Origin of the sequence: Kiloniella sp. (assembly GCF_048259265.1) — a bacterium.
Lineage (GTDB): Bacteria > Pseudomonadota > Alphaproteobacteria > Kiloniellales > Kiloniellaceae > Kiloniella.
Genome location: NZ_JBLXHT010000009.1, coordinates 77,126 through 103,112, shown reverse-complemented (window position 1 = coordinate 103,112; position 25,987 = coordinate 77,126). Strand labels below are relative to the sequence as shown.

26 protein-coding genes are annotated in these 25,987 nt (G+C 45.4%); 19 read left to right on the top strand and 7 right to left on the bottom strand.

Features of this window, described 5'->3' with window-relative positions; translation table 11 throughout:
- Window positions 1–35: 35 nt before the first annotated feature.
- Complete coding sequence (locus tag ACN0QW_RS14655; RefSeq protein WP_417432343.1) at window positions 36–701, bottom strand: glutathione S-transferase; 666 nt, start codon at window positions 699–701, stop codon at window positions 36–38.
- Window positions 702–927: 226 nt separating this feature from the next.
- Between ACN0QW_RS14655 and ACN0QW_RS14650 the strand changes: the two genes are divergently transcribed.
- On the top strand, window positions 928–1,488 hold the full coding sequence (locus ACN0QW_RS14650; protein WP_417432342.1) for a PAS domain-containing protein: 561 nt from the start codon (window positions 928–930) through the stop codon (window positions 1,486–1,488).
- Between the two features lie 85 nt (window positions 1,489–1,573).
- Here ACN0QW_RS14650 and ACN0QW_RS14645 read toward each other — a convergent pair whose 3' ends face one another.
- Complete coding sequence (locus ACN0QW_RS14645) at window positions 1,574–2,944, bottom strand: DEAD/DEAH box helicase (protein ID WP_299372450.1); 1,371 nt, start codon at window positions 2,942–2,944, stop codon at window positions 1,574–1,576.
- A 491-nt stretch (window positions 2,945–3,435) separates the two neighbouring features.
- Between ACN0QW_RS14645 and ACN0QW_RS14640 the strand changes: the two genes are divergently transcribed.
- From ACN0QW_RS14640 to ACN0QW_RS14615, 6 genes are all read left to right on the top strand, one after another.
- The gene (locus ACN0QW_RS14640; RefSeq protein WP_417432341.1) at window positions 3,436–4,623 is read left to right on the top strand and encodes an ABC transporter substrate-binding protein; all 1,188 of its coding nucleotides are present in this window, start codon (window positions 3,436–3,438) and stop codon (window positions 4,621–4,623) included.
- Window positions 4,624–4,762: 139 nt separating this feature from the next.
- Window positions 4,763–5,689, top strand: a complete 927-nt coding sequence (locus ACN0QW_RS14635; RefSeq protein WP_417432340.1) for a branched-chain amino acid ABC transporter permease — start codon at window positions 4,763–4,765, stop codon at window positions 5,687–5,689.
- 7 nt (window positions 5,690–5,696) lie between these two features.
- On the top strand, window positions 5,697–6,713 hold the full coding sequence (locus ACN0QW_RS14630; protein WP_417432339.1) for a branched-chain amino acid ABC transporter permease: 1,017 nt from the start codon (window positions 5,697–5,699) through the stop codon (window positions 6,711–6,713).
- Window positions 6,706–7,452 carry an ABC transporter ATP-binding protein gene (locus ACN0QW_RS14625; protein ID WP_417432338.1) on the top strand — a complete coding sequence of 249 codons (747 nt, stop codon included), beginning with the start codon at window positions 6,706–6,708 and terminating at the stop codon, window positions 7,450–7,452. The genes ACN0QW_RS14630 and ACN0QW_RS14625 overlap by 8 nt, the downstream gene beginning before the upstream one ends.
- The gene (locus ACN0QW_RS14620) at window positions 7,453–8,163 is read left to right on the top strand and encodes an ABC transporter ATP-binding protein (RefSeq protein WP_417432337.1); all 711 of its coding nucleotides are present in this window, start codon (window positions 7,453–7,455) and stop codon (window positions 8,161–8,163) included.
- Between the two features lie 5 nt (window positions 8,164–8,168).
- Window positions 8,169–9,011, top strand: coding sequence for an alpha/beta hydrolase (locus ACN0QW_RS14615; protein ID WP_417432469.1), 843 nt, complete (start codon window positions 8,169–8,171; stop codon window positions 9,009–9,011).
- 40 nt (window positions 9,012–9,051) lie between these two features.
- Here the strand turns inward: ACN0QW_RS14615 and ACN0QW_RS14610 are convergent, their stop codons facing one another.
- Entirely contained in the window at window positions 9,052–9,519 is a 468-nt protein-coding gene (locus ACN0QW_RS14610; protein ID WP_417432336.1) for a thiol-disulfide oxidoreductase DCC family protein, read from the bottom strand.
- A 135-nt stretch (window positions 9,520–9,654) separates the two neighbouring features.
- Between ACN0QW_RS14610 and ACN0QW_RS14605 the strand changes: the two genes are divergently transcribed.
- Together ACN0QW_RS14605 and ACN0QW_RS14600 are read left to right on the top strand one after the other, a co-directional pair.
- Window positions 9,655–10,458 carry a substrate-binding periplasmic protein gene (locus ACN0QW_RS14605; RefSeq protein ID WP_417432335.1) on the top strand — a complete coding sequence of 268 codons (804 nt, stop codon included), beginning with the start codon at window positions 9,655–9,657 and terminating at the stop codon, window positions 10,456–10,458.
- Between the two features lie 470 nt (window positions 10,459–10,928).
- Complete coding sequence (locus ACN0QW_RS14600; protein WP_417432334.1) at window positions 10,929–11,861, top strand: threonine/serine dehydratase; 933 nt, start codon at window positions 10,929–10,931, stop codon at window positions 11,859–11,861.
- Window positions 11,862–11,997: 136 nt separating this feature from the next.
- On the opposite strand, the gene ACN0QW_RS14595 is transcribed toward ACN0QW_RS14600, so the two are convergent.
- Window positions 11,998–12,390: a DM13 domain-containing protein gene (locus ACN0QW_RS14595; protein WP_417432333.1), complete on the bottom strand. Its 393-nt coding sequence runs from the start codon at window positions 12,388–12,390 to the stop codon at window positions 11,998–12,000.
- Window positions 12,391–12,653: 263 nt separating this feature from the next.
- On the opposite strand from ACN0QW_RS14595, the gene ACN0QW_RS14590 reads away from it, so the two are divergent.
- From ACN0QW_RS14590 to ACN0QW_RS14575, 4 genes are all read left to right on the top strand, one after another.
- Window positions 12,654–13,244, top strand: coding sequence for a TetR/AcrR family transcriptional regulator (locus ACN0QW_RS14590; protein WP_417432332.1), 591 nt, complete (start codon window positions 12,654–12,656; stop codon window positions 13,242–13,244).
- 185 nt (window positions 13,245–13,429) lie between these two features.
- A complete protein-coding gene (locus ACN0QW_RS14585) occupies window positions 13,430–14,341 on the top strand; it encodes a DMT family transporter (RefSeq protein ID WP_417432331.1) in 912 nt (303 codons plus the stop codon).
- Window positions 14,342–14,384: 43 nt separating this feature from the next.
- Window positions 14,385–15,368, top strand: a complete 984-nt coding sequence (locus ACN0QW_RS14580; protein ID WP_417432330.1) for a hypothetical protein — start codon at window positions 14,385–14,387, stop codon at window positions 15,366–15,368.
- 186 nt (window positions 15,369–15,554) lie between these two features.
- Window positions 15,555–16,715: a PA0069 family radical SAM protein gene (locus tag ACN0QW_RS14575; protein WP_417432329.1), complete on the top strand. Its 1,161-nt coding sequence runs from the start codon at window positions 15,555–15,557 to the stop codon at window positions 16,713–16,715.
- A gap of 17 nt (window positions 16,716–16,732) precedes the next feature.
- Here ACN0QW_RS14575 and ACN0QW_RS14570 read toward each other — a convergent pair whose 3' ends face one another.
- Window positions 16,733–17,227 (bottom strand): DinB family protein, encoded by a 495-nt coding sequence (locus ACN0QW_RS14570; RefSeq protein ID WP_417432328.1) that lies wholly within the window; start codon window positions 17,225–17,227, stop codon window positions 16,733–16,735.
- Window positions 17,228–17,337: 110 nt separating this feature from the next.
- Here ACN0QW_RS14570 and ACN0QW_RS14565 point away from each other — a divergent pair, with 110 nt between their 5' ends.
- On the top strand, window positions 17,338–18,198 hold the full coding sequence (locus ACN0QW_RS14565; RefSeq protein WP_417432327.1) for a GNAT family N-acetyltransferase: 861 nt from the start codon (window positions 17,338–17,340) through the stop codon (window positions 18,196–18,198).
- A 141-nt stretch (window positions 18,199–18,339) separates the two neighbouring features.
- Window positions 18,340–18,738, top strand: a complete 399-nt coding sequence (locus tag ACN0QW_RS14560; protein ID WP_417432326.1) for a DUF983 domain-containing protein — start codon at window positions 18,340–18,342, stop codon at window positions 18,736–18,738.
- Between the two features lie 175 nt (window positions 18,739–18,913).
- On the opposite strand, the gene ACN0QW_RS14555 is transcribed toward ACN0QW_RS14560, so the two are convergent.
- The gene (locus ACN0QW_RS14555) at window positions 18,914–19,345 is read right to left on the bottom strand and encodes an Lrp/AsnC family transcriptional regulator (protein ID WP_417432325.1); all 432 of its coding nucleotides are present in this window, start codon (window positions 19,343–19,345) and stop codon (window positions 18,914–18,916) included.
- Window positions 19,346–19,516: 171 nt separating this feature from the next.
- On the opposite strand from ACN0QW_RS14555, the gene ACN0QW_RS14550 reads away from it, so the two are divergent.
- Together ACN0QW_RS14550 and ACN0QW_RS14545 are read left to right on the top strand one after the other, a co-directional pair.
- Window positions 19,517–22,552: an aminotransferase class III-fold pyridoxal phosphate-dependent enzyme gene (locus ACN0QW_RS14550; RefSeq protein WP_417432324.1), complete on the top strand. Its 3,036-nt coding sequence runs from the start codon at window positions 19,517–19,519 to the stop codon at window positions 22,550–22,552.
- Between the two features lie 124 nt (window positions 22,553–22,676).
- Complete coding sequence (locus ACN0QW_RS14545) at window positions 22,677–23,249, top strand: TetR/AcrR family transcriptional regulator (RefSeq protein ID WP_417432323.1); 573 nt, start codon at window positions 22,677–22,679, stop codon at window positions 23,247–23,249.
- Window positions 23,250–23,322: 73 nt separating this feature from the next.
- Here the strand turns inward: ACN0QW_RS14545 and ACN0QW_RS14540 are convergent, their stop codons facing one another.
- Window positions 23,323–24,219: a DMT family transporter gene (locus ACN0QW_RS14540; RefSeq protein ID WP_417432322.1), complete on the bottom strand. Its 897-nt coding sequence runs from the start codon at window positions 24,217–24,219 to the stop codon at window positions 23,323–23,325.
- Window positions 24,220–24,405: 186 nt separating this feature from the next.
- Here ACN0QW_RS14540 and ACN0QW_RS14535 point away from each other — a divergent pair, with 186 nt between their 5' ends.
- The gene (locus ACN0QW_RS14535; protein WP_417432321.1) at window positions 24,406–25,281 is read left to right on the top strand and encodes a helix-turn-helix domain-containing protein; all 876 of its coding nucleotides are present in this window, start codon (window positions 24,406–24,408) and stop codon (window positions 25,279–25,281) included.
- A gap of 98 nt (window positions 25,282–25,379) precedes the next feature.
- Window positions 25,380–25,973, top strand: a complete 594-nt coding sequence (locus tag ACN0QW_RS14530) for an NADPH-dependent FMN reductase (RefSeq protein ID WP_299371393.1) — start codon at window positions 25,380–25,382, stop codon at window positions 25,971–25,973.
- The last annotated feature ends 14 nt before the right edge of the window (window positions 25,974–25,987 follow it).

The window sequence follows — 25,987 nt, the reverse complement described above, 5'->3', positions numbered from 1 at the left end:
TTGTCGAATTTTTAGAAGCTGGCCATCCAGATATCTTACAGAGCGTGCCCGTCTGGGAAGTAGGTCACGGGATCTCCTGCAGTCCAGAGCGGATATTTTGTCAAAATACTTTTAAACCGGGGTGAGCCTAGAAATTCAGCGAGCCAGTTTTTTAGCTGCGGATAATTTGTCTGATCAAACCATGTGCGATCAACATTGGCAAACTGTCTGATAAAAGGCGCAATGGCTATATCTGCAAGAGATCTTTGCGCGCCAAACAAAAAATTACTTTTTGTGAGCATGGTATCTAATTCATTCAAGTAATTTTCAGCGAGAGTACGGTGGGCAATTGGGTTAGCTCCTTCGTAACGCGGGGCATATTTATAACGATCAAGATGTCCCTTAAATTCGCGTTCACACCGATTAATGAGATCCAGCATATTTTCTAGAGTACCAGATTGTGGCGATAACCAGTTTTCGGGGTCATTTTTATTGAGAGCCCAAAGCATAATATCCAGGCTTTCTTCAATCACGTCGCCATTTGGAAGTACAAGAACTGGAACTGTCCCTTTTGGCGAGGCCAGAAGCATTTCAGCTGGCTTGTCGCGCAAAACAATCTCTCGTAACTCACAGGTCTGACGGCTGCTTTGTAAGCCGAGTCTCGCCCGCATGGCATAAGGGCAGCGTCTGAAACTGTATAGTATTGGGATTTTTTGAGACATGTTCAGGTGCGTCCTAATCGTGAGTACCTATAGTTTTTACCGTCATGTATCTTTTATTTCAATATCTTATCTCTAGGGGTAAGATATTTGGAAAATGGGAAATTATTCTCTAGGTACTATTGCGAATAGCTATGAAATCTATATGTAAATATAAAATTACGATAGGCAGGTTAACTGGTTGAAATTTTTACCTGCTCTCGTTCAGTAAAGATAATGGTTTGGTTGCATGCACGATAATGTAACAGGGCATAGAATTGAAACAGGATGGATAGCTGCAGTTGCAGTGCCAGTTGATGGGCCAGTTAATAGAATGAAAGCGAAATACGATAGATTAACGACACTGGATTTTCTGGACTCTTGTCCGGAAACTATCCGGGCATTCTATAGGTATTGGGATTCAAAGCGCAAAGGGCGTGTAATGCCTTCGCGTGCTGATCTTGACCCCATTGAAATGAAAGTGTTTCTTTCGAGCATTATTTTGGTGGACGTTAAACGACAGCCACTTGATTTTATATACCGTCTTGTTGGCACCAAAGAGGTCGAAGCACGCGGATTTGATCCGACCGGGCAATCTGTTGCAAAGGGAAGCTTTGGTGCAACGATTGAAGAAGTTTTGACTAACTATCGAATTGTATCTGAAAAGAAGTGCCCGGTTTATGATCGCGAAGGTGTCCCGTCAGATATCCCGAATTTGTGGCAAGGGGATGCTCTTTTGTTGCCGCTGTCGGATGATGGTGAAACCGTTAATATGGTTGTGGCCTATACGCATTTTATTCACTTGAAGTAAAAATTTTTGTTATTTCTACGCGTTAAAAAAAAGGCTGCCCGATGAGCAGCCTTTTTTGTGTTCGTGTACTGTTTGGCCGGGTGTTTTATGCCGCCTGACGTTTGGTGAATCTTTTTTGGGATCTGTTTTCACCATTGGCATTTTGTGCCTGACGTCCGCCAAATCCACCTTCGTTGTTACCTGTACGACCACGTGCTGGACCATTGCGACCAGGACCACTACGGCCCGGGCCACCACGACCGCGGTTGCCGCCGGGTTTGCCGAAGCTCTTGCCACGACGGTTATTTGGTCGCTGAGAATTTGCATCGCGCATGCTGATTTCAACGTGGAACGGGTGATCCTTTTCAACGGTGATATCTTGACGGATAGATTTTTCGATGCGTTTCAGAGTGCCGATTTCTTTTGGTGAGCAAAATGAATAGGCATCACCAGTCGCTTCGGCACGACCTGTACGGCCGATACGGTGTACATAATTTTCCGGGTCAGTAGGTAGATCGATATTCACAACAATCTTAATGCCCTGTACGTCGATACCGCGGGCTGCAACATCGGTTGCAACAAGCACATCAATATCGCCGCGACGGAATTTATTCATCACCTTGGTTCTAATGCGTTGCTGCTTGTCACCGTGAATTGCATCCACACGACGGCCATCTTCGCGAAGGGCGTCGGACCAGCGGTCACACTCTGCTTTTGTCTGCATAAAAACAAGAACGCGTTCGCCCGGATTTTTGTCCAGAATGTGGCTCAGAAGAGCTTGTTTCTGTCCGCCGTGAACATAAAACGCACGTTGGGTAACGTTCGCGGCTGTTGTTGATTCTTTTGCTGTTTCAATGCGAACGGGATTTGTCAAAAGTTGCTTGATCAGGCGATCAACAGACTTTGGCATTGTCGCAGAGAAAAGAACGGTCTGGTGTTCTTTTGGCAGGCTGTTTGCGATTTCAATTACTTCATCCGAGAAACCAAGATCGAGCATGCGATCTGCTTCATCAAGAATAAGGGTTGTTGTATGATCGAACTTAACAGATCCACGTTTTACGTGGTCGATCAAACGGCCAGGTGTCGCCACAAGAATATTTACGCCGCGATTAAGGTCGCGGAACTGTGGGAACATTGGTGCGCCACCCGTGACTGTTGTGTAGCGGATAGGCAAAAACTTGGACAGATCGCGAAGAACGTGACCGATTTGCATCGCAATTTCACGTGTTGGCGCAAGTATTAAAGCCTGGGGATGGTTGGCAACATAGCGCTCTTTTTGTTCGTACAGGCGCTGTAGTAGCGGAAGAACGAAGGCTGCTGTTTTACCACCACCTGTTTGGGAAAGACCAATAACATCTCTGCCTTCCATAAGGGCAGGAATAGTCTTGGACTGAATAGCAGTCGGCGTGGTGAAACCTTGTGCGTCGATAGCACGTTGAAGCGGCTCAATCAGATTGAGCTCGGAAAACTGAGTCATGCAGGAAAGTTCCTTTAAAAGCATGGTGAAGGCTATACCTGGATCAATCTAGCTCTTCGCCGCACTTTTGGAGACATCAATGTCCAACACAAGGATAAGCGCTATCGATCTAGGCGGGATTATTACGCAATCCCATCAGAGCGAAAAAACACGTGCCGAAACACCTCGATTTTTCGCGAAGTGACGTTTAACTATAGGAAGGCTCTCGTTGGGTCAAGCCTGATCCACCGATATCTTTTGCATGCCCCCTATGCGTTGTGTTCGTAAATTCAAGAATAATCAAGAATAATACGGTGCAGGGTAATATCTTGTTGAGTGGATATCTTGAGAATTAAAGCCGGATATCTATCGCTTTAAGTGATAAAAAGTTGCCTGTTCTGGCCCCTTCGATTACCGTGTTCGCCATAATAATATAGGGAGGTTCCGGGCTGTATAGGCTTTGGGCCGTAATGACGAGACAAGTTCTTGACTCGTTTTTCAAGGGGCGAAAAATGAAAAATAAAAAACATCTGTTACCACTGTTTATGGCTGGTGCAATGGCACTAAGTACAGGTTTTGCATCTTCTGCCGTTCAGGCTGCGGAACCTTTGAAGATTGGGATGATCACAACACTTTCCGGTGGCGGTGCCAGTCTTGGCATTGATATCCGCGATGGTTTTATGCTTGGCCTGACAATGAAAGATGGTCAGCTTGGCGGTGTCGAAACACAAGTAATTGAAGTGGACGATGCACGTAAGGTTGGTAACGCGAAGCAAATCGCATCCCGCATGATCAAGCAGGACGACGTTGATATTGTGACGGGTATTGTCTGGTCTAATCTCGCAATGGCCGTTGTTCCAAGTGTGACCCGAGCAGGTAAGTTTTACATCAGCCCGAATGCAGGCCCATCTGCCTTGGCGGGTAAAAAATGCGATAAAAATTATTTCAACGTGGCATGGCAAAATGACAACCTACACGAAGCTGCGGGACAGTATGTGACCGACAAGGGCTTGAAAAATGTTTACCTGATGGCCCCGAACTATCCTGCGGGTAAAGATGCAATTGCAGGCTTTAAGCGTTTCTATAAAGGTGACGTTGCAGGGGAAGTTTATACGAAACTTGGTCAGGTCGATTATGCTGCGGAGCTGGCGAACCTGCGCGCGGCGAAACCGGATGCGGTTTATTTCTTCCTACCGGGCGGGATGGGCATCAACTTTGTGAAGCAATATTCTCAAGCTGGCCTCAGCGGAGAAACACCTCTTTTCGGTCCGGCGTTCTCTTTCGATGAGGGGATTTTGAAAGCCGTTGGTGATGCAGCAATTGGTGTTTACAACACATCGCAATGGAATAAGGACATTGATAATCCGGCAAATGCATCTTTTGTGAAGGCCTTCAAGGAAACCTACGGTCGCAACCCATCCCTTTATGCAAGTCAGGGCTATGATGCTGCGCTTTTGATTGATTCTGCCGTGCGTTCGGTTGGCGGTGATCTTTCCGATGACGATAAATTCCGCGATGCACTTCGAAAAGCTGAGTTTGACTCTGTGCGGGGTGATTTCAAATTTGGATCAAACCAGCATCCGGTTCAGGATATTTATGTCCGCATTGTTCATAAAGACGGGGATATTGTAACGAACAAGATTGTGAGCAAAGTTTTTACAGCTCATCAGGATGCTTATGCAGCCGAGTGTAAGCTTTAATATAGTAAGCCGTATTTGATAGGCCCTTAATCGATAGACAGGGCCGGTTGCTTCTCTTGGAAAAGGTTTTTCTTTCCGGGAATTGTAAGCAACCGGCTCTGGCGTGTCTGGCCTAACTTGGTGTGTATGGAATGTATTCATGTTAACGATTGAGCTGTTTCTGGAACAGTCGCTGAACGGGCTACAACAGGGGGTGATGCTTTTCCTGATGGCAGCGGGTTTGACGCTGGTTTTTGGCATTATGCACCTCATTAATCTTGCTCACGGGTCTCTTTATATGATCGGGGCTTATGTTGCTGCCAGTGTGACTCAGGCGAGCGACAGCTTTACCCTTGGGATTCTTGCTGCTTTGGCGGCGGCGGGATTGACTGGCATGCTATTGGAATTTTCTGCCTTGCGCAGACTTTACAACCGCGATCATCTTGATCAGGTGCTAGCGACCTTTGGCATGATCCTGTTTTTTAATGAGCTGGTTAAAATCCTCTGGGGACCTCAGGCGTTGTTTCTGTCAACGCCGGAACTTCTTTCTGGAACATTGGAATTTATTCCCGGCGCACCCTATCCATCCTATAGACTTTTCATTATCGGCGCTGGGCTAGTCGTTGCACTACTACTACGGCATCTGATTATTCATACGCGTGTTGGCATGTTAATACGGGCAGGGGCAACACACCGTGAAATGGTTGGTGCTTTGGGGGTGAACATCGACCGGCTTTATACAATTGTCTTTGGCTTGGGGGCGATGCTTGCCGGTCTTGCCGGGGCTTTGGCCGGGCCTATGCTGGCGGTTGAGGTAGGTATGGGAGAAAAAATTCTGATCCTTACCTTTGTGGTTATTATTATTGGAGGGATTGGCTCTGTCCGTGGTGCGTTAGTTGGTGCATTACTGGTGGGGATGGTTGATACCTATGGGCGTGCTTTTTTACCAACCATCATGCGCGAACTTCTTGATCCTGCATCTGCTGATACTGTTGCTGCTTCCGTATCGTCTGTTGCGATCTATGTCCTGATGGCTGTGGTGTTGATCTGGAAACCACGTGGTTTGTTCCAGGCATACGGGAGCTAGCAGGCATATGTTTCTGAATAAAATTATAGGAGCTGAGGCCAGCTTAAGAACAAAGATTGTTTCTCTGGTTGGGCTTTTGATTCTTTTTACTGTTCCACTTCTTGCCAACCTCTTTGATGAGCCTTTTTTGGTTGATATCGCTAGCCGTATTCTGATTTATGCGCTTGTGGCAGTCAGTCTGGACCTCATCCTTGGGTATGGTGGGATGGTAAGTTTTGGACACGGTGCGTTTCTTGGTTTGGGGGCCTATGTTGTCGGCATCTTGACCCATCACAGCTACGAAGGCACCGCTGTGGCCTTTTTACCCGGGGAATGGCAAGGGACAACACAGGCTTTTATCCAATGGCCGCTTGCAATGATTTTTAGTGGTTTGTTGGCGTTGATTATTGGGGCGTTAAGTCTGCGAACCTCAGGCGTTTATTTCATTATGATAACGCTGGCTTTTGCCCAGATGTTGTACTTTTTCATGATTTCTATTCCGACCTATGGCGGCGAGGACGGTCTTAATATCTGGGAGAGAAGTGAAATTCCCCTGTTGGATCTTTATGATGCCAAAAGCTTTTACTTCACCTGTTTGATTCTCTTGCTTCTGTGTCTGTGGTGTTGTTCTCGGATTGTCAAAAGTCGTTTCGGCATGGTTCTGCGCGGCTGTCGACAGAACGAAGTCAGAATGAAGGCGCTGGGATATCCTGTTTATCGATACAAGCTAATTGCATTCGTGTTGTCAGGCATGATCGCTGGGCTTGCAGGCGCTTTACTGGCGAACCATACCGAGTTTGTCGGCCCCGGTCTGATGCATTGGACCGGTTCTGGTGAAATTATGATTATGGTTATTCTCGGCGGTATGGGATCGCTCATCGGTCCGGTTCTTGGCTCTGCTGCTTTGTTGATGATGGAAGAAGTTTTGGCGGGGTGGACGGAGCACTGGATGATTTTTCTGGGGCCGATGCTGGTCTTGATTGTGCTGTTCGCTCGTAAGGGGCTTTATGGCCTGTTGATCGGAAAAGGAGCAGATAATGGCTGATCCTATTCTTGAAGTCATAAGTCTGACCAAATGTTTTGGGGCTATTGCTGCAAGTGACGGTCTCACTTTTTCGGTGAAGCGTGGCACTATTCACGGATTAATTGGTCCGAATGGGGCGGGTAAATCCACGGCAATTGCTCAGCTGTCCGGTGAACTGCAATCCGATACAGGGCGTGTTCGTTTTGATGGGCAGGATGTAACCCGTTGGCCCGTGGATAAACGTGCGAGGTCGGGCTTGCAGCGGTCATATCAAATCACAAGCTTGCTGCCTGAATTTACCGCTGAAGATAACGTGGCGATGGCAATACAGTCCCAACAGGGACACAGTTATCGTTTCTGGGATAACGCGCGCAAAGATCACAGTTTACGCATCCCTGCACGGAAAATACTGGAACGTGTCGGGCTTTCTGATTTTGCCGATAGTCCGGTTATGGATCTGGCTCATGGGCAACAAAGGCAATTGGAGCTAGCCATGGTTTTGGCGACAGCCCCGTCCATGTTGTTGTTGGATGAACCTATGGCGGGTATGGGGCAATCGGAATCTCTTCGGATGATGGAACTTTTACGCCCTTTAAAGGGCGATGTAACCATGCTGTTGGTTGAACATGACATGGATGTTGTTTTTGCCCTTGCCGATATGATCACCGTCTTGGTTAAAGGACAGGTTCTGATAACGGGGGCTCCTGACGAGATTAAGAACCATCCCGAAGTGCGACGTGCTTATCTGGGGGACTATTAAATGGGGGACTTGAAGCTTTCAGGCGTTGAAACTAGTTATGGCCCCAGTCAGGTTCTGTTTGGCGTTGATCTGGAAATAAAGGCCGGAGAGGTCGTAACCCTTATGGGGCGGAATGGTATGGGGAAAACCACTACCGTTCGTTCAATCATGGGGCTGACGCCTGCTAAAATGGGTGAAATTTCCTTTGGCGGGGTCGCCATTCAGGACTTTAGAAGTCATAATATTGCGCAGTTGGGTATTGGCTATGTTCCCGAAGGTCGGCAGGTTTTTTCAAATCTGACCGTGCTTGAGAACCTGATCGCCACGGCAGCCAACCACGCAGGTGTCGATGATCCTTGGTCCGTTGATATGGTCATGGATCTGTTCCCCCGGCTTAGAGAACGAGCCAAACAATACGCCCGGACACTTTCAGGGGGGGAGCAACAGATGTTGGCGATTGGTCGTGCCTTGATGACCAACCCGAGCTTCATGATTCTAGACGAAGCGACCGAAGGTCTCGCGCCGATTATTCGTGACGAAATCTGGCATGTTCTGGAACATAATCTCAAGAAATCGGGGCAGGCTATTCTTGTGATTGATAAACACCCCGAGGCGATGGCCCGGATTGCCGATCGACACTACGTAATGGAAAAGGGGCGGGTTGTCTGGTCAGGAAGTTCAGAAGACTTGTTGGCAAATGAAGATATGCAGCATCGTTATCTGGGGGTGTAGCTGTGATGATAGATCCTGAGTTAGATAAGTTTTACAACGTCCGGGCGGCGATACCGGACTACATGAATATTTTTGCAGAATGGGAACGTCGTGCGGCTGAATTCAGTCAGACTGTTTCCGGAATGCTGGATCTTTCTTACGGGGTAGGAGAGCGGGCAAAACTGGATCTTTATCTGGGTGAGAATAAAGATGCGCCGTTGCACGTTTTTATTCACGGTGGTTATTGGCAGGCAATGGATAAAAGCCAGTCAAGTTTTCTGGCCAATGCCTTTTGGGATGCGGGCGTGAATGTTGCCATGCTTGGTTATGATCTTTGCCCGGCAGTAACATTGAGAGAGCTTACCGAAGAAATCAGACAGGCTTTTGTCTGGCTTTGGTATCATGCGGGTGAACATGGCTATGATCAGCGCAAAATTCAGATAAGTGGGCATTCGGCAGGGGGACATCTGGTTGGCATGTTATTAGCCACAGACTGGCCAAGCTACGGTCTGCCTGCTGATGTGAACCCAATACATAGTGCCATCGCAATTAGCGGTCTTTTTGATCTTACGCAGCTGGTTCCAACATCCATTAATAACAAACTCGGGCTGGATATTGATGAAGCAAAGTCGTTAAGTCCGTTATTTGTTGAGCCTCAGAATATCTGTCCTCTTCTTCTCGTCGTTGGCGGTGACGAAAGCAGCGGCTTTCATCAACAATCTGATGACCTTGAAAAAGTGTGGGGAGTTAAGCTCAAACAGCTTGATCGTATGAACGCAGCGAATTGTCATCACCTTTCTGTTGTTGCCCAGCTGGCAGCGAAGGAAAGTCCGTTGTTTCAATGGGCGATGCATCAGCTCAAAAGCTGAGGCGTAACCAACAGGAAGAGAAAAGTAGCTATTTTTACAATTACTTAATCAGACGTTTTTTGAGTTTACTGTCTGGTAACAGGCAACTGTCGGTTTGCCCAAATAAACGGTATCTGTTTTTTGCGATTACGTCATAAAGCCAATTATCCAGCGGTGAGGGGATGAGTTTGGCTAGGCTGAGAAACTTGGCCGGATAGGGTAATAGAGACGTAGTTTGGGAGAAGGCTGACATCTTGGCATAGGCGCGACCTTTTGAAATCAACAGATTTGTTTCAAAGTTTTCGTTATCTAAGCCATAGTGCTGGAAAAGGGCCTGTCCTAGAGTGGATTGTCCTGTTGTGAACTGAAATTCCTCTTGTTGATCGTGCCTAATAACAAACTGAATAAAGGCAGAACACAGGGCGCACTCTCCATCGAAGACAATAATCGGATTTTCGTCGTTAAAATCTGAAACCTGGATATCATCACGATAACTATAGTCTTCAAAAGGTAAGGCATTGGTTGTCATTGTCTTTTCCCGTTTGGGTGTGTAACTGTGTTAATCAGGTTAAAAATAACGAAAAGTAGGTACCCATTTGTGGTATACTTTTTCGCGAGAGGGTTCAACCGCCTGTACGGCAGATCAAGATGAAAGAGGTTGGCGATGAAATCTCGTGTAAGTTCAGTTTTTATTATAGGTATGTTTGCATGCTTTTGGTCGCAAATAACCATGGCGGCAGGTTGTGAGAAAACATATTCAATTGCATATTCTGACAATTATATTCCCTATCAATTTATGTCTGTAAACCAAGGCCCAACAGGGTTGGATATTGATATTGTGAAATCAATAATGTCAGAGCTGGATTGTAAATATAACTTGGTTTTGGCGCCTTCAAAGAGGGCGCAGGTGCTTTTGAAACGTGGGGTGATTGATATTATGCCTGCTGCATCTGTTACCGAGGAACGCTCAGTATATGCATATTTCTCTGATCCTTATCGTGATGAGGCTGTGGCGATGTTTGTTCGATCATCAGACTACGAAAAATACAAAGATTACGCTCTGAAAAAGGCAGTCGATAAAAGGTTGAGTCTTACAGCCGGATTGGGCGGTTGGTACGGTCCCGAGTACGGTAAGGAAAAACAGAGGGCTTTGGATGCTGGGGTGTTGAGGTTAAATGCTGAGACCGAAGCTCGTATTCAACAGTTACTGAATGATCGTGTCGATATCGTCATTGCTGATTTGTATGTTGGATATCACCACGCAATAGAGGCTCGTCGATTAAATTCTATTCGGCCTTTGCCTCATTTACTAAATTCTGATCCTGTACATTTTATGTTGAGTAAGAAATCAGTATCCTCTGACTTTGTCGAAAGTTTTAATTTGGCGTTGGCAAGGGTTTCAGAAAGCCAAAAATATCAAGAGCTTCTTGAAAAATACCGCCCTGCTGATAGCACCCCGTCCAACTAAATTGATCAGTTGCTCGGCACGTGATTATGACGGCAAAAGAATATAGGATCTAAATTCGCCTATAATAATGCCCGAAATGATGTTGATCGCGGTGATTATTTGGGGCTGTACCCGTGTGTGTAAAATGTTGCCAATAAGTGCAATAATAATCGATCAGCCTAGGGAACCCATAAACATTTCTGTGGCAACGATCCTCTCGCCGTTGTTTGAAATATCATCCCCCTCGGTTCCGCAAAAATTGCCAAAAAGACGAGAATAGTCATTGGGTTTGTAATCGTTAATCCGTACGCGGAGGTATAGGTAACGATCAGGTCTTTAGATGCAATGTGGGGAATGGTGTCATAGTGCTTGTTTATTCTGATTGGCGACTTGAAAAATAACTCAGGAATTATAATGTATTAGGTTGTATTTTTACGCGTGATCAGGTGAAATCCTTATCTCTCTTTCTCTATTTTTTGTTGGTGGAAACTGTGTCCGGACATATTACGCAATCGACGATTTTAAATGCTTACGACTCAATCCGAGAACACGTACGCCGTACTCCTATTTTAAGAACCCCTGCTGGTGAGCTTGTTGATGATGTTCCTGTTACCTTAAAGTTTGAGCAGATGCAGCATTCCGGCTCTTTTAAGGCGAGAGGCGGGTTCAATGCTCTTTTGTCTGGGAATATTCCTGAGGCAGGGGTTATCGCAGCTTCAGGTGGAAACCATGGGGCGGCAGTTGCCTATGCAGCAAACAAACTTGGGATGAGAGCTGAAATTTTTGTCCCTGAAATTGTATCTCCGGCAAAACTAGCCAAGCTGGAACAGTATGGTGCACGCATCAATGTGGTCGGGGAAAACTTCTCTGAAGCCTTTTCGGCTTGCCTTGAGCGCCAAAAGGAAACAGGTGCTAAATTACTTCATGCTTATGATCAACAAGAAATCGTTGCAGGACAGGGAACTGTTGGTCTTGAGTTCGAAGAACAGGCGCCAGAGATAGATAGTTTGTTGGTCGCGGTTGGCGGTGGCGGCTTAATTGGGGGGGTGGCGTCGTGGTATCGTGGCAGAATCAAAATTATTGCTGTCGAGACCAAAGGAACAGCCACATTACATACTGCCTTGGATGCTGGTCATCCGGTTGGAGTTTCTGTTTCCGGTCTGGCCGCTGATGCCCTGGGGGCGAGTACGATTGGCGATTTGGGTTTCGAGGCCAGTAAGAATTTCGTTCATCAGTCTGTCTTAGTTGATGATGCTGATGTGAAATCTGCACAGGATTGCCTGTGGAACAATTATCGCCAGATTGCTGAACCAGGTGGCGCGACGGCGTTGGCAGGGTTGTTGTCTGGTGCCTATGTTCCAGAGAGAAATGAGAAGGTTGGTGTTCTGGTTTGTGGCGGCAACGCCTCACTAACCTCTTTTTAATTCACCTGATCGGTTACCCCTGGTAAGACAGGAAACGGCTAACCATGAAAATGATTAGCCGTTTGTTGAACAGGTTACCTCGGGGGGAGTGACAACCTGTTCTAGGGAAAAAATAATTTTCTGAATATTCAGAGGATTATTTCAAGTTGGCGACACCCAAAGGAACATCAAACTTTTCACACCAGACATAGATTTCATTGAAGTTTTCTGGGTTGATGCTTGCGGGGAGGCTGTATTCCTGTTTACCCGTTTTACTTTTGAGGGGTGCAAAGATAGTGCTTTTATCGACACCATCTTTACCAAAGGCAAGTTTTGGATCTGGGGCACCATCAAGAGAAAAATTATTAGTTAGAATAACGATGTAACTGCCATCGCTTGCTTTTTTAATTTCTATATTACCAGTGGTGATATGGTCGCTTCTGCCTTCAAACGTTCCTTTTGATACGATGCCACCTGCATGTGCCGATGTGATAGAGAAGGTTGTCGCAGCCAAGAATGTTATCGCAAGAAATTTGAATATACGGTTCACTTTTTGTCTCCACAATTAAGAAGTAGCTGAACGATTCCGGAAGAATTCGTTCAATTGTTTGAGCTGATCTAGGCCATAATCGGTTTAAAGGTGCCTGCACTTTTATGGAGTGTTGATCCTGCTTCCTGATTAATATAGGGTTGGGAACCGATCAGTCAAAAACACAAAAGCGTGATGATTTCGTTACTGTAGGGTTGGCAGCTGAATAAATCAGCCCGCTCTATTCTGTTTGGGAACCCGTTATAGATTTAGGAGCGCAGAAATTGGCACGGCCACGAGAGTTTGATGTTGAAGTCGCATTGAATAATGCGCTGCAGGTGTTCTGGACTAAGGGCTATGAAGGCACGGGGATCACTGATCTTCTTGAGGCAATGCAAATTGCCAGGGGTAGCCTTTATAAAGCTTTTGGTGATAAAAAAAATTTGTATTTGTCTGCCTTAAAGCAATACGAAAAAAACTGTATTGAGCCTGCGGTCCAACTTCTTCGAGGAAAAGAAGTATCAGATGGAGGACAGCGAATTCGAATGCTGTTTGAGACGATTATCCTTGTCGTCGAAGATGATAACGATCGACGGGGATGTTTTCTTTGTAATACGGCAGTTGATCAGGCCCCTCATGATCCGGATGTAAGGAAAGCTTGTCAGCAAATGATGGGGGAAATGGTGCAGGGATTTTATTGTGCCTTAAAGGATCTTGAAAGTCTTAGAGTGCAAGATGAAGAGGTTTTAAAAACAAGGGCAATGAGCTTGAACGTCGCTTATAACGGCCTTCGTGTTATGGTGAAATCGGGGTATTCACCATCAGATATTCGAAAAACGAGCGAAAGAACTCTGACAGAATTTGGCTTGTTATAATCTGGGAAAACGATGCGAACGTTGAGATTATTTCTTGGTTATTTATAGCCTGTCAGATCTAATTATTGCTTCATTTGATTCAAGTCTTGCTGAACCAGATCCTATGCCTTAGCTTCGTTTTGTCTTCACGGCATCCATAAAGTTGATGAAGATAAATCCTAATATCGCCTGAAAGTGAGGTTGGCATGTCTTCTCAACGCTGGGCAGTTCTGTTCTTGATAACGGCGCAATTACTTTGGGCCGGGAACTTTATCGTTGGTCGTGCCATTTCAACAGAAATAGCACCTCTGACGCTTTCTTTCTGGCGTTGGACGCTAGCACTTGCCTGTCTTTTTCCTTTTACAATCTTTTCACTAAAGAAAGATTGGCATCTATACCGACCTGTTATTGGCAAGATGATTATCTTGGGATTGTTGAGCGTCGCGAGCTTTAACACGCTTCTTTATTTCGGGTTACAGACAACCCCGGCAACCAATGCGGCACTTTTTAATTCAATGATCCCGGTTATTATTATAGGCCTGTCATTTGTGGTTTTTGGCGACAGAATTCGTTCAATACAGGTTGTCGGCATTGTTGTTTCTTTTTGTGGAGTTCTAACCCTTCTTGTCCGGGGACATCCGGAAAATCTGATGAATTTGACCCTGAACAGCGGTGATTTGTTTGTTTTGGGGGCTGTGTTGAGTTGGTCGCTATACTCACTTTTACTTAGATGGAAACCTGCTGGGGCATCACCTTTCTCTTTCATACTGTTGAGTGTGCTTATTGGCGAAGTTGCCCTAGCGACACTTTATTTGCCCGGTTGGATAGAAGCGGCCCCGCTGGAAATGACACGGAATAATTTGTTGGCTGTGTTCTATGCGGGTGTGCCAGTTTCTATTGTTGCCTTCATCTGCTGGAACGAAGGGGTTAAGCACGTTGGGGCCAGTTTAGCGGGGCAGTTTATCCATCTTTTGCCCGTTTTTGCGGCATCTCTGGCCATCCTTTTACTTGGGGAAACGCCTGAAGTATATCATGCTGTCGGGGCCGTTTTGATTGGCTTTGGTGTTTGGCTGTCTGTTCGAAAAAAGCGAAAGCCGGTGGTGGTTTCGTCTCAGTAACAAGCTCATTGTCAGACATTTACGAGGTAAGGTAAAAAGGGTTATGGGGGCACTATCCGTACTGCTTGCGAGTATTGGGAACAGAGCTTCGATTATTTTGGCGCTTAGCCTACCACTTTGTGCCTATCTACCTGCTTCTGTTAGCAAAGTGCTTCTGCCATATATGAGCTTTATTATCATTGGTCTTATAACTTTGGCCATGATCCGGGTTGATTTGGCGCGTGTCCTTGGTCATTTAAAAAATCCGGTTTCTCTGGTGCTTTTCCTTGTCGGCTTGATGTTTGTATTTCCCTTAAGTGTTGACTGGATAGCACGTTATTTCTCTCTTGCTGCTCCGATACATATTGGGTTGGTATTGGCTGCGTGTGCCCCACCTTTAGGGTCTGCGCCAAATCTCGCATACCTTCTAAAGCTTGATGGGGAGTTGGTGTTTAATATCACCTTGGCTGGTACTGCAATTATACCTTTGACAGCGCCATGGGTTATTGGAATGACGCTGGGGGATCAAATGACTTTTGATCAGTGGGCGTTGTTTCAAAAATTACTGATCACTGTGGGCAGTTCATTTTTACTTGCGTTTGTTGTCCGCAAAGTATTGGGGCGAGAACGCATTAAAAGAAGCAGTACCCAATTGGATGGGGTAAGTACCCTTATTATGGTGCTGTTTGTGGCAACGGCGATGGCGGGGGTATCAGAAATTATTGAAAATGATCCCTTTTATATGGTCTTGCTATTGATTGTCGTGACCATCGCAAACTTTGGGTCCCAATTCTTTTTTTCAATCATTGGACTTTTTATTCGGCGAATAGGTCATTTGTTTCGCTCTGTCGGAAGTATGCAAACGGAAAGCATTTTATCCTTTTCCATGGTTGCTGGGAACAGAAACCTGGGTCTTGTTGCTGCTGTTATTCCGATTGCTTTCCTACAGGAAATACTTCCCTTTCTGGCGCTGTATCAGGTGCCTATATATTTAACGCCTCTCTTAGGTGGTCTGTTTTACGGGTATTTGTTGAAAAGAAAAAAATAGCAGAACAGGCAAGGCAATCGTCTGGAAAATATTGGTTAAAATGAACGCGATTCGTTGAAGATTCAAAGCTCTCATTCATTATATAATTTTTCCTAATTATCTAATTTATAATAATTATTTTGTAAATTTATCATTAGTCACAATGATTTTGTTCTCTTTTTGTTCTGGTTGGTGTATTTCTTGTTTATGGATCAAAAGACAGAGCAAATACCGGATAAACAGAACAAGCTTGAAAAGGGGCAGCTTCATCCCGATGCGCTTCGGGGGCGGGGAGCAATAACAAACCGTGTCGGACGCTTTGAAACGTATGAACGGGAAAGAACTGACGATGGTTGGGGCAGCTTGGACGAGGAGACGAGGCTACAAACTGAGATCTCGTCAGACCCAAGTCGTTCGGTAATATCAAAGAATAGTTCGCCGGATATCCCCTTTGAGTTATCCTTCAACCCTTACAAGGGGTGCGAGCATGGCTGTATTTATTGTTTTGCTAGGCCAACGCACGCCTATCTTGGGCATTCGCCGGGGGTGGATTTTGAACGTTTGATCTATGTGAAGGATGATGCCGCAGAATTACTGGCCAAAGAGCTGTCAAAAAAAACATATGAATGCAAAGTCATAGTATTTGGTGCGAATACTGATCCTTATCAGCCCATAGAGAGGGAGCAAAAAATCACCCGACAGGCCCTAGAGGTCTGCGAATCTTTTAACCAGCCTGTGGGTATTATCACCAAAGGATATCTGGTGATGCGCGATGCAGATATCTTGCAGCGTATGGCGCAGAAGAATTTAGTATCTGTAGCTATATCTGTAACAACTTTGGACCGGAAGTTGGCGCGGGCTATGGAACCCAGAGCTAGCACGGCATCTAAACGTTTAGATGCCGTTCGGCAGCTTACTGAGCTTGGCGTGCCTGTGTCAGTGCTGATGGCGCCAATTATTCCAGCGTTGAATGATCATGAAATAGAACGTGTTCTGGGTCTGGCCGCGCGGGCGGGCGCAGTTTCCTGTAGTTATGTGTTATTACGGCTGCCGGGTGAGATCAAAGATTTGTGGCTAGAATGGTTACGCTTGCATTATCCGGATCGAGCTAGTCGTATCATGGGAATATTGAAATCGATGCGGGGCGGTCGTGAGTATGATTCACGTTGGGGTAAACGTATGCGTGGAGAAGGTGTTTTTGCGCAACTCATTGCTGATCGGTTCTCTTTGGCCCGAAAGCGCTATGGACTAAATAAAAGATCGCTGCAGTATCTGGATGTCAGCCAATTTTGCATTCCGCCTGACTTTTGCAGATCAAGTCCTGATAAGAAGAGGTCATTAGCAAACCAGATGGATTTATTTGGCTAATATTTCCCAGAAGAATTCTAATCCTGAGCCCGCAAATAATACATGATATCTAGAGAAGGAGGTGGAACATCAGTTTGACTTAAGAGGCAATGTACTTGACCACGATGATGCGTTTGATGGTTAAAGGCGTGTCGAAGAAGGGCGCTCATAGGATCACAATGATTATCTCCGGCAACATTTGTATAGCTAAGATCGTTATCCAAAGTGTCTTGAGATATACTTTGTGCATATTTCAGGATGCGTGAATCTTCGGTCTCACGCGCTGTTTGTAAGCTTGAAAAGTCTTGGTACAGGATATCAGTTAGAGACAATTTTTCTGGGGCACCTTCGAAACGACCAAACCAAATTCTGTCGCCAACAAGGATGTGATTGAGAGTATTGTGGATTGATCCAAAAAAGCTGGGGCGTTGAGCTTTGTAATCAGCTTCGGGCAGGTTAGCACAGCTATTATATAGGGTTTGATTTGCCCAGCGGTTATATTCTGCGAGTTGAACGAGTTCTTTTGGCGTCATGTGTTAGGGGTCCCAATTTTTGACATAATTTTGAGCTATGTAGTGTGTGGTTAAATTAGCCGTTTTTCAATATTATATTTTCGTAATTTATTTATCCCAAAGGTTTTTTTGTGACTGAAATTAGATGTAAAGATCATTTTGAAATCCGCCTTGTTGAAGAAGGTGAGATTCAATTTTTATGCGATTTGGCTGCTGGCGAAGGTTGGAATCCTGGCCTAAGAGATATCCAGTGTTTTTATCAGGCGGATAAAAGTGGTTTCTTTATAGGGCTTTTAAACGGCGAGCCGATTGCTTGTATTTCTGCCGTTAAATATGGAGAAGAGTATGGCTTTGTCGGGTTTTATATTGTTAGGGAGCCGTGGCGAGGTAAGGGTTTTGGTCTCGCCATTTGGGATCATGCATTGGATAGCTTGAAAGGCCGTCTTATCGGTTTGGATGGCGTTGTCGACCAACAAGATAATTATATTAAATCTGGTTTTCAATTTTCACACAGAAATATTCGCTTTGAAGGTACAGCGAAGGCGCAAGAGAATAAGGCAGTAGGCCTTGTCGATGTGAAGTCCCTTTCTTTTGATCAGATAGCTGCGTTTGACCGGGAACATTTTTTTGACAAAAGAAAAAGATTTCTCAAAGCTTGGCTTGGTGAAGAGGGGCATTTGGGTTTTGCGGCGATTGATGGCGCTGAAGTCAAAGGATATGGTCTTATCCGTCCCTACTTTGACGGCTATAAAACAGGGCCTTTGTTTGCGGAAAATCCCGTCGTGGCTAATGATATTTTTAATAAACTTTGTGCAGAGGTTGACGACAGTACCATTATCCTGGATGTGCCAGAAAATAATACAGAGGGGGTGTTGCTGGCAGAACGCTATGGGCTTGTGCAAAGCTTTGAAACGGCACGAATGTATAAAGGCGGGAGTGTAAATTTACCGTTAGATAATATTTACGGTATCACATCGTTCGAATTAGGGTAGAAACGCATAAGCGATAGTGCTGCGACGTTGTGAAGCGTTACTTTACTATCGTATAAAGCGTGATTTAATACTATCTATAATCCCACAACAAATCGGTTTGCTTTTTTGATGTTGCCGAAAAAAAACAATGTGGAATTTAACATGCACGATACAGCAGAGAAAATTTACCCAAAACTGTCTTCGATGAAGACGGGTACCCGCGGGAAATGCCCTAGATGTGGCGAAGGAAAAATCTTTGATGGTTTTTTGACCGTTGCCAAGGGGTGTAAGGTGTGTGGTCTTGACTATTCCTTTGCGGATCCTGCTGATGGTCCTGCTTTTTTCATTCAAATGCTGTTCTGTATTCCTGTTGTCATTTTTGCACTCTGGTTCGAAGTCAAGTTTGAGCCTCCTGTTTGGGCGCATTTTCTAACAACACTGCCTTTGCTCCTGTTAACCTGTATTCTTCCTCTTCGACCTTTGAAGGGATGGTTGATTGCAAGCCAGTTCTTTTTCAAGGCAGAAGAGGGACGCTTGGTTGTCGAAGGCGATGAAAAGTAAGCCTGATCAGTGATGTCTCGTCTCTGATTTTCAGTTCTCAATTGCGGGGCTTGTAATTTTTAGCCCCGTAACTTTTCGACCGTAATTTTGGAATCGTTTGGTGCCGGGTATGCTGAGGCCGAGATGACAGATTTAGTCTGTTGAGAAACATATGCTGCGATAGCTGGTTTTTGTTTTAAGATTCCAATTCCCGATTAAGAACCAGTGATGTTTTAAGCTCGCTCACTACCGGATTTGCAGAAAGTTTGTTACGCACATCATTGAGAACCTCGGGTGTTTCCGCCCTGACCTCTACCAAAAGGTCGGGTTCTCCTGCCAAAGAATAGCATCGGATGACTTCTGGAAAACTTGATATTTCTGAGATCAAGTCTTTTGCCGGCGTGTGTGTCAGGTTCAAAAACAGAAAAGCGCCAAAGCCACGGGTTGTTGCGTTTTTAAGTTCTACTCTGTAACCCGTAATAATCTGGTCGTCTTCAAGTCGTTTCAGGCGGTGACGTACCGTAGACCTGGCGATGTTGGCCTGTGTTGCAATTCCCTTGATCGTTTCACGCGCGTTATGGCGCAGTACCTGTAGGATCTGGCGATCAATTTCATCTAAGTCTCGCATTGAAACGTCAACATCTTTGTTACTTGTTGGAAATAAGGGGCAGAGAGTATCAGGCACCTGCCATAAAAACAATCAAACGTGCATAATGGCGAAAGATGTGGGCGTTTATTTTTTTTATACTGCTTTCAATTAATTAACCGCAAAAATCATTCGCAGTACAAGGTGCATAAAATGTCCGTTAATAAACTCCATGTTTATACCGTAAGTGAGGCCGAAGCTCTTTTTCAGGAATTTTATGGTCTTGCAGCAAAAGCCAGTGGCTTGCCGAGTGAGAGAGATCAGAACTTTCGAATGGATACGGCTAAGGGCGAGAGTTGTGTTCTTAAACTATATGCGCCCGAGACAGATGTTTGCTGGTTGGATGCTCAGGATCAGTTGCTCATAGAACTGGTAAATCAGGATGCGGGACTTCCGCTTCCAAGACTTATTGAAAACAATAAAAAAGCAACGACTTACAAAATTACGGATTGTAACGGGCAAGATCGTTTTATCCGCGCTCTAACCTGGTTGGACGGAGAAGTCTGGAATAAAGCAGCGCAAAAGCAAAGCCTGGACTTTAAACAAATCGGTGAATTGATGGGACGCATGGATCTTGCGCTGAAATCCTTTATGCATGCGGGGGCGGACAGAACCTTTTTGTGGGATGTTGCCCAAGCATCTGCCCATACAGCTTTTATTTCTTTGATTGAAGATGCAGAAATTAAGGCCATTGTTGAATCAATTCTGGAGAAATTTTCCAAGGAAACAGCGAGTGCTTTAAGCAGGTTGCCACGACAGGTTATTCACAATGATGCGAATGACTACAACATTCTTGTCGATAAACAGGGCAAGATCAGTGGTCTTATTGACTTTGGCGATTTTATTAAAAGTCACCGGGTTTGTGAAGTTGCTGTTGCTTGCGCTTATGCCATGCTGGCCCAGAAAGATCCTGTCGGGAAAATTTGTGATGTTGTGTCTGGTTATCACAAGGTGAATTCGCTGTGTGAGGAAGAGCTTGCTATCCTCTACGATCTGATAAGAGTTCGGTTGGCTGAATCATCCTGTATGGCAGCACAGCAATATGCAGCCAATCCAGAAAATGAATACTTATTGATTAGTCAGAAAGATATTCGCGACCTTCTTCGCAAGATGGAACAGATCAACCCGCAGGTGGTGCATTATCGTTTACGGGATGTCTGTGGCTATGAAGCTTGTGCCGGATCTCGAAAGCTGGAACAGTGGCTTTTGACCAATGCTGATAAAATCGGACCGATTTGCCAACACGATCTTTCCCCGGAAAATGTATTGGTCCTCGATTTATCGCCCTTGTCAGTAAATGAGGAGGGGATACCGCGCAGTGCCGAAGACGCAACAAATGTTATTTTTGACTTGATGAAGGATGCAGGGGCTGCTGTCGGAGTTGGTAGTTACCTCGAAGATCGCGATGTGTATAAGGGAGACTTCTTTGAAACAGTCGATCCGGACGAAAAACGTACTGTTCATTTGGGGATAGATCTCTTCCTGCCAGCTTATGAACCTCTCTATGCGCCGCTAGACGGTATTGTACGCGTTCATAATGATAACACGCGGGATTATGATTATGGGCCGGTCGTAATTTTGGAACACAAAACTGATGAAGGACAGGTTTTTTATACGAAATACGGGCACCTTAGCCGTTCGTCGTTGGAGCTTTGGGAAGATGGGAAAGCTTTTAAGAAGGGAGAGGTGATTGGTTACCTCGGTCCTTATCCCGAAAATGGCAACTGGGCGCCTCATGTTCATTTTCAACTTCTGTTGGATCTGATGGGTATGGAAAATGATATCTGTGGTGTGGCGGCACGCAGTGAAATCAATGTCTGGTCATCTGTCTGTCCAAGTCCAAATCTTATTCTGGGCATGAAAACCAAATGTCAGGGGGATGTGACGCGCAGTTCTAAAAGTATCCGCGAAGAACGCGCCAGACATTTAAGTCCCAATCTAAGTTTGTCTTATTCGGAGCCACTTAAAATTGTGCGTGGTGAAGGACAGTACCTTTACACTGAACAAGGCGAACAGTATTTGGATATGGTGAACAATGTTTGCCATGTAGGGCATTGCCATCCCCGTGTTGTTGCTGCTGCAACAGGGCAAATGCCAGTTCTCAACACAAATACACGTTATATGCATGACAATATTGTCAACTATGCGCGTGAATTGTTGGCGACCTTTCCTGATCCTCTCGAAGTTTGTTTCTTCACCAATTCTGGTAGTGAGGCCAATGATTTGGCTCTGCGCTTGGCTCAGAACTATACCGGGCAAAAGGATATGCTGATTGTTGATCATGCGTATCATGGAAATTTAACGTCCCTCATTGATTTAAGCCCCTATAAGTTTAATCGCAAAGGGGGCAAGGGCTGTCCGGATCATGTAAAAATATGTCCGATGCCTGATGGATATCGCGGGCCTGTTAAATGGGATGATCCTGATTGTGGTGATAAATACGCAGCCATGGCAATTGAACAGTTATCAGCTTTGCAAAAACAAGGTCGGAAGCCTGCGGCTTTTATTGCTGAATCCTTACTGGGATGTGGTGGACAGATTGTCCTGCCTGATGGGTATCTAAAACGTGTTTATGAAGCAGTGCGAGGGGCTGGTGGCCTTTGTATCGCTGATGAAGTTCAGGTTGGTTTCGGCCGCGTTGGAAGTCACATGTGGGGCTTTGAACTTCAGAATGTTGTGCCTGACATTGTTACCCTCGGAAAACCGATCGGGAATGGACATCCTATGGGGGGCGTTATCACAACTCGGGCCGTCGCAGATACTTTTTTCAATGGTATGGAGTACTTCAATACCTTTGGTGGAAACCCGGTTTCCTGTGCAATAGGGCAGGAAGTGTTACAGGTTATTCGGGATGAGCGCTTGCAGCATAACGCTGCCCAAGTTGGTCAACATATTCTGGGCGGCCTGACAGAGATGATGGCGCGCTATCCATTAATCGGTGACGTTCGCGGACGGGGGCTCTTTATCGGAGCTGAATTGGTATCTGACCGAGAAACGTTAGAGCCTGCAACAGCTGAAGCCAACAAGGTCGTCAACCTTATGAAAGAAAAGAGTATCCTGCTTTCAACGGATGGCCCGCTGGATAATGTGGTGAAAATCAAGCCGCCAGTGTGCTTTACGATAGAGAATGCAGATCAATTTTTAAAAGAGTTTGATGTCTGTATGGCTTTGGTTAGTCAGGCCAGATAATTTTTATCCGTTTCAATCTATCCCCAAAAGAACTTGAATCTATTCAAGCTCTTTTGGGTTTTCGTTTTTCTATTCGGTAGTATAGTGAGTGCTTAATCACTTTTGAGGTTGAGCTTATAAAATTATGCGTGATGGCACGGCGACGAAAAATAAAATAAATCGGGTTGCTATGGAGCTCTTTGCTGAAAAGGGCGTGACGGAAACCACGACCAAAGATATTGCCGCAGGCGCGGGAATTGCCGAAGGTACAATATACCGCCATTACAAAAGCAAAGATGAATTGGTGAAAAAACTGTTTCTGTCTCTCTACGAAGAACAAGGGAACTATTTACACGAAATTGCTTCTGCCGGTAAAGATTCCAAGCAAAAAATTGCGGATATGATCGTCAATTTTTGCCAGCTATTTGCAGAAGACAAGGCGCTTTTTACCTTTTTGCTTCTGACGCAACATGGACAGCTCAAAGAAGTTCCCGATGACATGGTTACACCAGTTGTTGTTTTGCGTGATTTAATCGTGCAGGGACAGGATGATGGAACGATAAAGCATGGTGATCCTGATCTTATGGCAGCAATGGTCCTGGGCGTGGTTGTTCAGCCCGCCGTTTTCCACGTCTATGGCCGCCTGACACAGGATTATAAAAGCTTTACCCAAGATTTGACCGAAGCTGCGTGGAGTATAGTTGGGCTTGATGAATAGAGCTTGATCCTGTCCCCGAACCAAAGGCATTTATCTAAGGTCCTGAAGCTGAGACCCTAATCTGGGAATATGATCAGGTCGGGCGCTTGATCTTATGTCTGGGGGACCATTTGGAGAAAACAATCAGGTTTCCGCCCAAAGCAAGAACAACGCCTAAAACAGCTGTTTCTGTCCAGATATACCTTTCAAAAATGGTAGAAAGTGACAGGGCAACGATTGGAAAAAGGACTGTGGAATAGGCGGCTTTTTCTACGCCGATCTGTCCAATAAGTTTGAGGTACATGGCAAAGCCAATCACAGTGCCGGGAATGGCGAGATAAAAAAGAGCACCCAAGTATTTATAGGAGTTCTCTATATCAAACGAGTAACCTTGAAACAGGCACCAAAGCCCAAGCGTTATACTGCCATAAACCAGCGCATAGGAGTTCGAGACAAGGACATTTCGCCCTGCCTTTTGCTGATGTTGTGAGACCAGGTTGCCGAGGGAAAAGCAATAGGTTCCCGCTATGGATAACAGTAAGCCTACGAGGCCAAAATTGGTTCCGTTACCGAGTTGAATGTCTTCCCAGAAGAGGGCGCAAACCCCAAAAACACCAAGACAAGATCCAATAAGTGATCTTACAGACGGCGGCTTTTGCTGGAATATAAAGGCATTTATCATGTTGAATATGCTTGCCAAGGAAAAGACAACCGCGATCAACCCACTGGGTAGATATTTAGCTGCATTGTAGAAGAAGATGAAATTCAAACAGAAGAGACACCAACCCTGTAGTACAAACCACTTATGCTGTTTGATTGGAACCCATGTAAGCTTTCTTAAAGCAAGCATAAAAACGATTTGTGCGAGTGCCGCCAAGGCAAAGCGGTAAAAGGCGGACACTTCGACCTGCACTGTTCCAACCTGAAAAGCGATTGCCAGCCAGGTGGTTCCCCAAATCAAGACAGTTCCAAGGTAAAGCAGTATATTCACAAGGCATCCAGACAAAACGCTGTTCAAAAGATGATGATGTCATAAAGATGAGCGCCCGGACTGTATATCAGTTTTCATATCAGTTTTCGGCATTTTTTTCATATTCTTGCTGTTAAGTGTAAACTGATGCCTTCTCAAAAGAGAGTAACGGGATTAAGTTGGGGGAAATTGATATCGGCGAAAAGCATGCGGCCAGAAGAACTCTACATCTATAAAGCCCTTAGAAAAGTGGGCGCACAATCCAGTCAAGCCCTAGAGATTGGATCAGGACTCTCTTTGTCTGCGTGGCAGAATGATGGCGGCTATGCGGTATACGAGAGAGCAAGCCATCATACTCTGAGCTATTACCTGCAGGGCGGGAAAGGAACACGCCGCCATAACGGTGACAAGTCGCTTGGTAAGGGGCACCCGGGGGCGGTTTGCATCATGCCGGCTGGTGTACGTTCTGAATGGAGTATCGAGGCGCCGTTTAAATTTATGCACCTTTATTTTGATCAGGCTGAATTCGATCGGATTGCCTTGGAAAGTTATGATATTGATCCAAGTCTGGTTTCTCTTGAAGATGTTGCCTTTCGAAGTGATCCCGTGATTGAACAACTGTTCCGTCAAATAATTGTACCTTTGGATTGGCAAAATCCTGCGGATAAAATGAGCTTATCACATGCGGGGCAACTGTTAATTCAACATTTGTTCCGCTGTTATACAAACAAAACGGCTGAACCAGAATTTATCAGGGGGGGATTACCCCCTTATGTCGCAAAAAGGGTTAAGGATTATATAGAGGCGTTTTTGGATCAAGGTTTGGTTCTTGAAGATCTGTCTACTGTTGCCGAGTTGAGCCCGTTTCATTTCACCCGGATGTTTCAACGAACAATGGGGACCAGCCCACACCAATATGTTTTGACCCGACGGGTGCAAAGGGCCAAGGACTTATTAGGGGATAGTCAAAAAACGCTGAGTTCAATTGCCTTTCAGTGCGGGTTCAGCAGTCAGAGCCATATGGCTACACGCTTTCGTAAGGCAACCGGGTTGACGCCAAGAAAATTTCGGCAATTATCCTGAAAAGATCAGGTGAGCTTATAAACTTACTGGGGTCGGGGCCAAGCTTATGTTATGGCATGTTTAGGTGCTAACATTCTTGGTTCAGGAGAAAAAGTAAGATGGGTTTGTCAGAAGGTCCGAATAAGTCTTTTCATATTGTCGCTGTGGTCGGGAGCTTGCGAAAAGCTTCTTATAATCGGGCTTTGATGATGGAAGCAATTGCTGCGGCACCAGAAGGCGTCACCATCGAAGTTTTTGATCAATTGTCTGACATGCCACTTTTTAACCAAGATATTGAAGATATTGAAACACCAGATTCTGCCTTGGCTTTTAAAGAAGTTATTCGCAAAGCTGACGGTCTTCTTGTGGTTACACCTGAATATAACAGCGGCTTACCCGCGGCTTTGAAAAATGCGATAGATTGGGCATCACGGGGTACGCCGTCAGTTTTCAAAAACCTTGCGGTCGGCATCATGGGAACCAGTCCCGGCGCTTTGGGAACGTCTAAGGTTCAGCAGCAATTAAAGCAAAGCCTTTCTGGGCTTGGGGCCTATCCTTTGGCGGCACCGGATTTTGTTTTGCCGTTGTATAAAAGTAAATTCGATGACGAGATGAAACTAAATGATTCTAAGACGGTAACACGCATAACCAACTATCTGGATCGGTTGAGAGAACTTGGGCTTTGCTTGAATGCTATTCGACCTCAATCGTAATGATTTGAGGCGCT

What these genes read in the sequence shown, in the direction of transcription:
- ACN0QW_RS14610 (WP_417432336.1), bottom strand. Translation starts at nt 9,519, where the DNA reads ATGACAACCAATGCCTTACCTTTTGAAGACTATAGTTATCGTGATGAT.
- ACN0QW_RS14645 (WP_299372450.1), bottom strand. Translation starts at nt 2,944, where the DNA reads ATGACTCAGTTTTCCGAGCTCAATCTGATTGAGCCGCTTCAACGTGCT.
- ACN0QW_RS14545 (WP_417432323.1), top strand. Translation starts at nt 22,677, where the DNA reads ATGCGTGATGGCACGGCGACGAAAAATAAAATAAATCGGGTTGCTATG.
- ACN0QW_RS14605 (WP_417432335.1), top strand. Translation starts at nt 9,655, where the DNA reads ATGAAATCTCGTGTAAGTTCAGTTTTTATTATAGGTATGTTTGCATGC.
- ACN0QW_RS14570 (WP_417432328.1), bottom strand. Translation starts at nt 17,227, where the DNA reads ATGACGCCAAAAGAACTCGTTCAACTCGCAGAATATAACCGCTGGGCA.
- ACN0QW_RS14615 (WP_417432469.1), top strand. Translation starts at nt 8,169, where the DNA reads ATGATAGATCCTGAGTTAGATAAGTTTTACAACGTCCGGGCGGCGATA.
- ACN0QW_RS14530 (WP_299371393.1), top strand. Translation starts at nt 25,380, where the DNA reads ATGGGTTTGTCAGAAGGTCCGAATAAGTCTTTTCATATTGTCGCTGTG.
- ACN0QW_RS14585 (WP_417432331.1), top strand. Translation starts at nt 13,430, where the DNA reads ATGTCTTCTCAACGCTGGGCAGTTCTGTTCTTGATAACGGCGCAATTA.
- ACN0QW_RS14550 (WP_417432324.1), top strand. Translation starts at nt 19,517, where the DNA reads ATGTCCGTTAATAAACTCCATGTTTATACCGTAAGTGAGGCCGAAGCT.
- ACN0QW_RS14635 (WP_417432340.1), top strand. Translation starts at nt 4,763, where the DNA reads ATGTTAACGATTGAGCTGTTTCTGGAACAGTCGCTGAACGGGCTACAA.
- ACN0QW_RS14580 (WP_417432330.1), top strand. Translation starts at nt 14,385, where the DNA reads ATGGGGGCACTATCCGTACTGCTTGCGAGTATTGGGAACAGAGCTTCG.
- ACN0QW_RS14620 (WP_417432337.1), top strand. Translation starts at nt 7,453, where the DNA reads ATGGGGGACTTGAAGCTTTCAGGCGTTGAAACTAGTTATGGCCCCAGT.
- ACN0QW_RS14655 (WP_417432343.1), bottom strand. Translation starts at nt 701, where the DNA reads ATGTCTCAAAAAATCCCAATACTATACAGTTTCAGACGCTGCCCTTAT.
- ACN0QW_RS14640 (WP_417432341.1), top strand. Translation starts at nt 3,436, where the DNA reads ATGAAAAATAAAAAACATCTGTTACCACTGTTTATGGCTGGTGCAATG.
- ACN0QW_RS14630 (WP_417432339.1), top strand. Translation starts at nt 5,697, where the DNA reads ATGTTTCTGAATAAAATTATAGGAGCTGAGGCCAGCTTAAGAACAAAG.
- ACN0QW_RS14650 (WP_417432342.1), top strand. Translation starts at nt 928, where the DNA reads ATGCACGATAATGTAACAGGGCATAGAATTGAAACAGGATGGATAGCT.
- ACN0QW_RS14555 (WP_417432325.1), bottom strand. Translation starts at nt 19,345, where the DNA reads ATGCGAGACTTAGATGAAATTGATCGCCAGATCCTACAGGTACTGCGC.
- ACN0QW_RS14625 (WP_417432338.1), top strand. Translation starts at nt 6,706, where the DNA reads ATGGCTGATCCTATTCTTGAAGTCATAAGTCTGACCAAATGTTTTGGG.
- ACN0QW_RS14560 (WP_417432326.1), top strand. Translation starts at nt 18,340, where the DNA reads ATGCACGATACAGCAGAGAAAATTTACCCAAAACTGTCTTCGATGAAG.
- ACN0QW_RS14535 (WP_417432321.1), top strand. Translation starts at nt 24,406, where the DNA reads ATGCGGCCAGAAGAACTCTACATCTATAAAGCCCTTAGAAAAGTGGGC.
- ACN0QW_RS14575 (WP_417432329.1), top strand. Translation starts at nt 15,555, where the DNA reads ATGGATCAAAAGACAGAGCAAATACCGGATAAACAGAACAAGCTTGAA.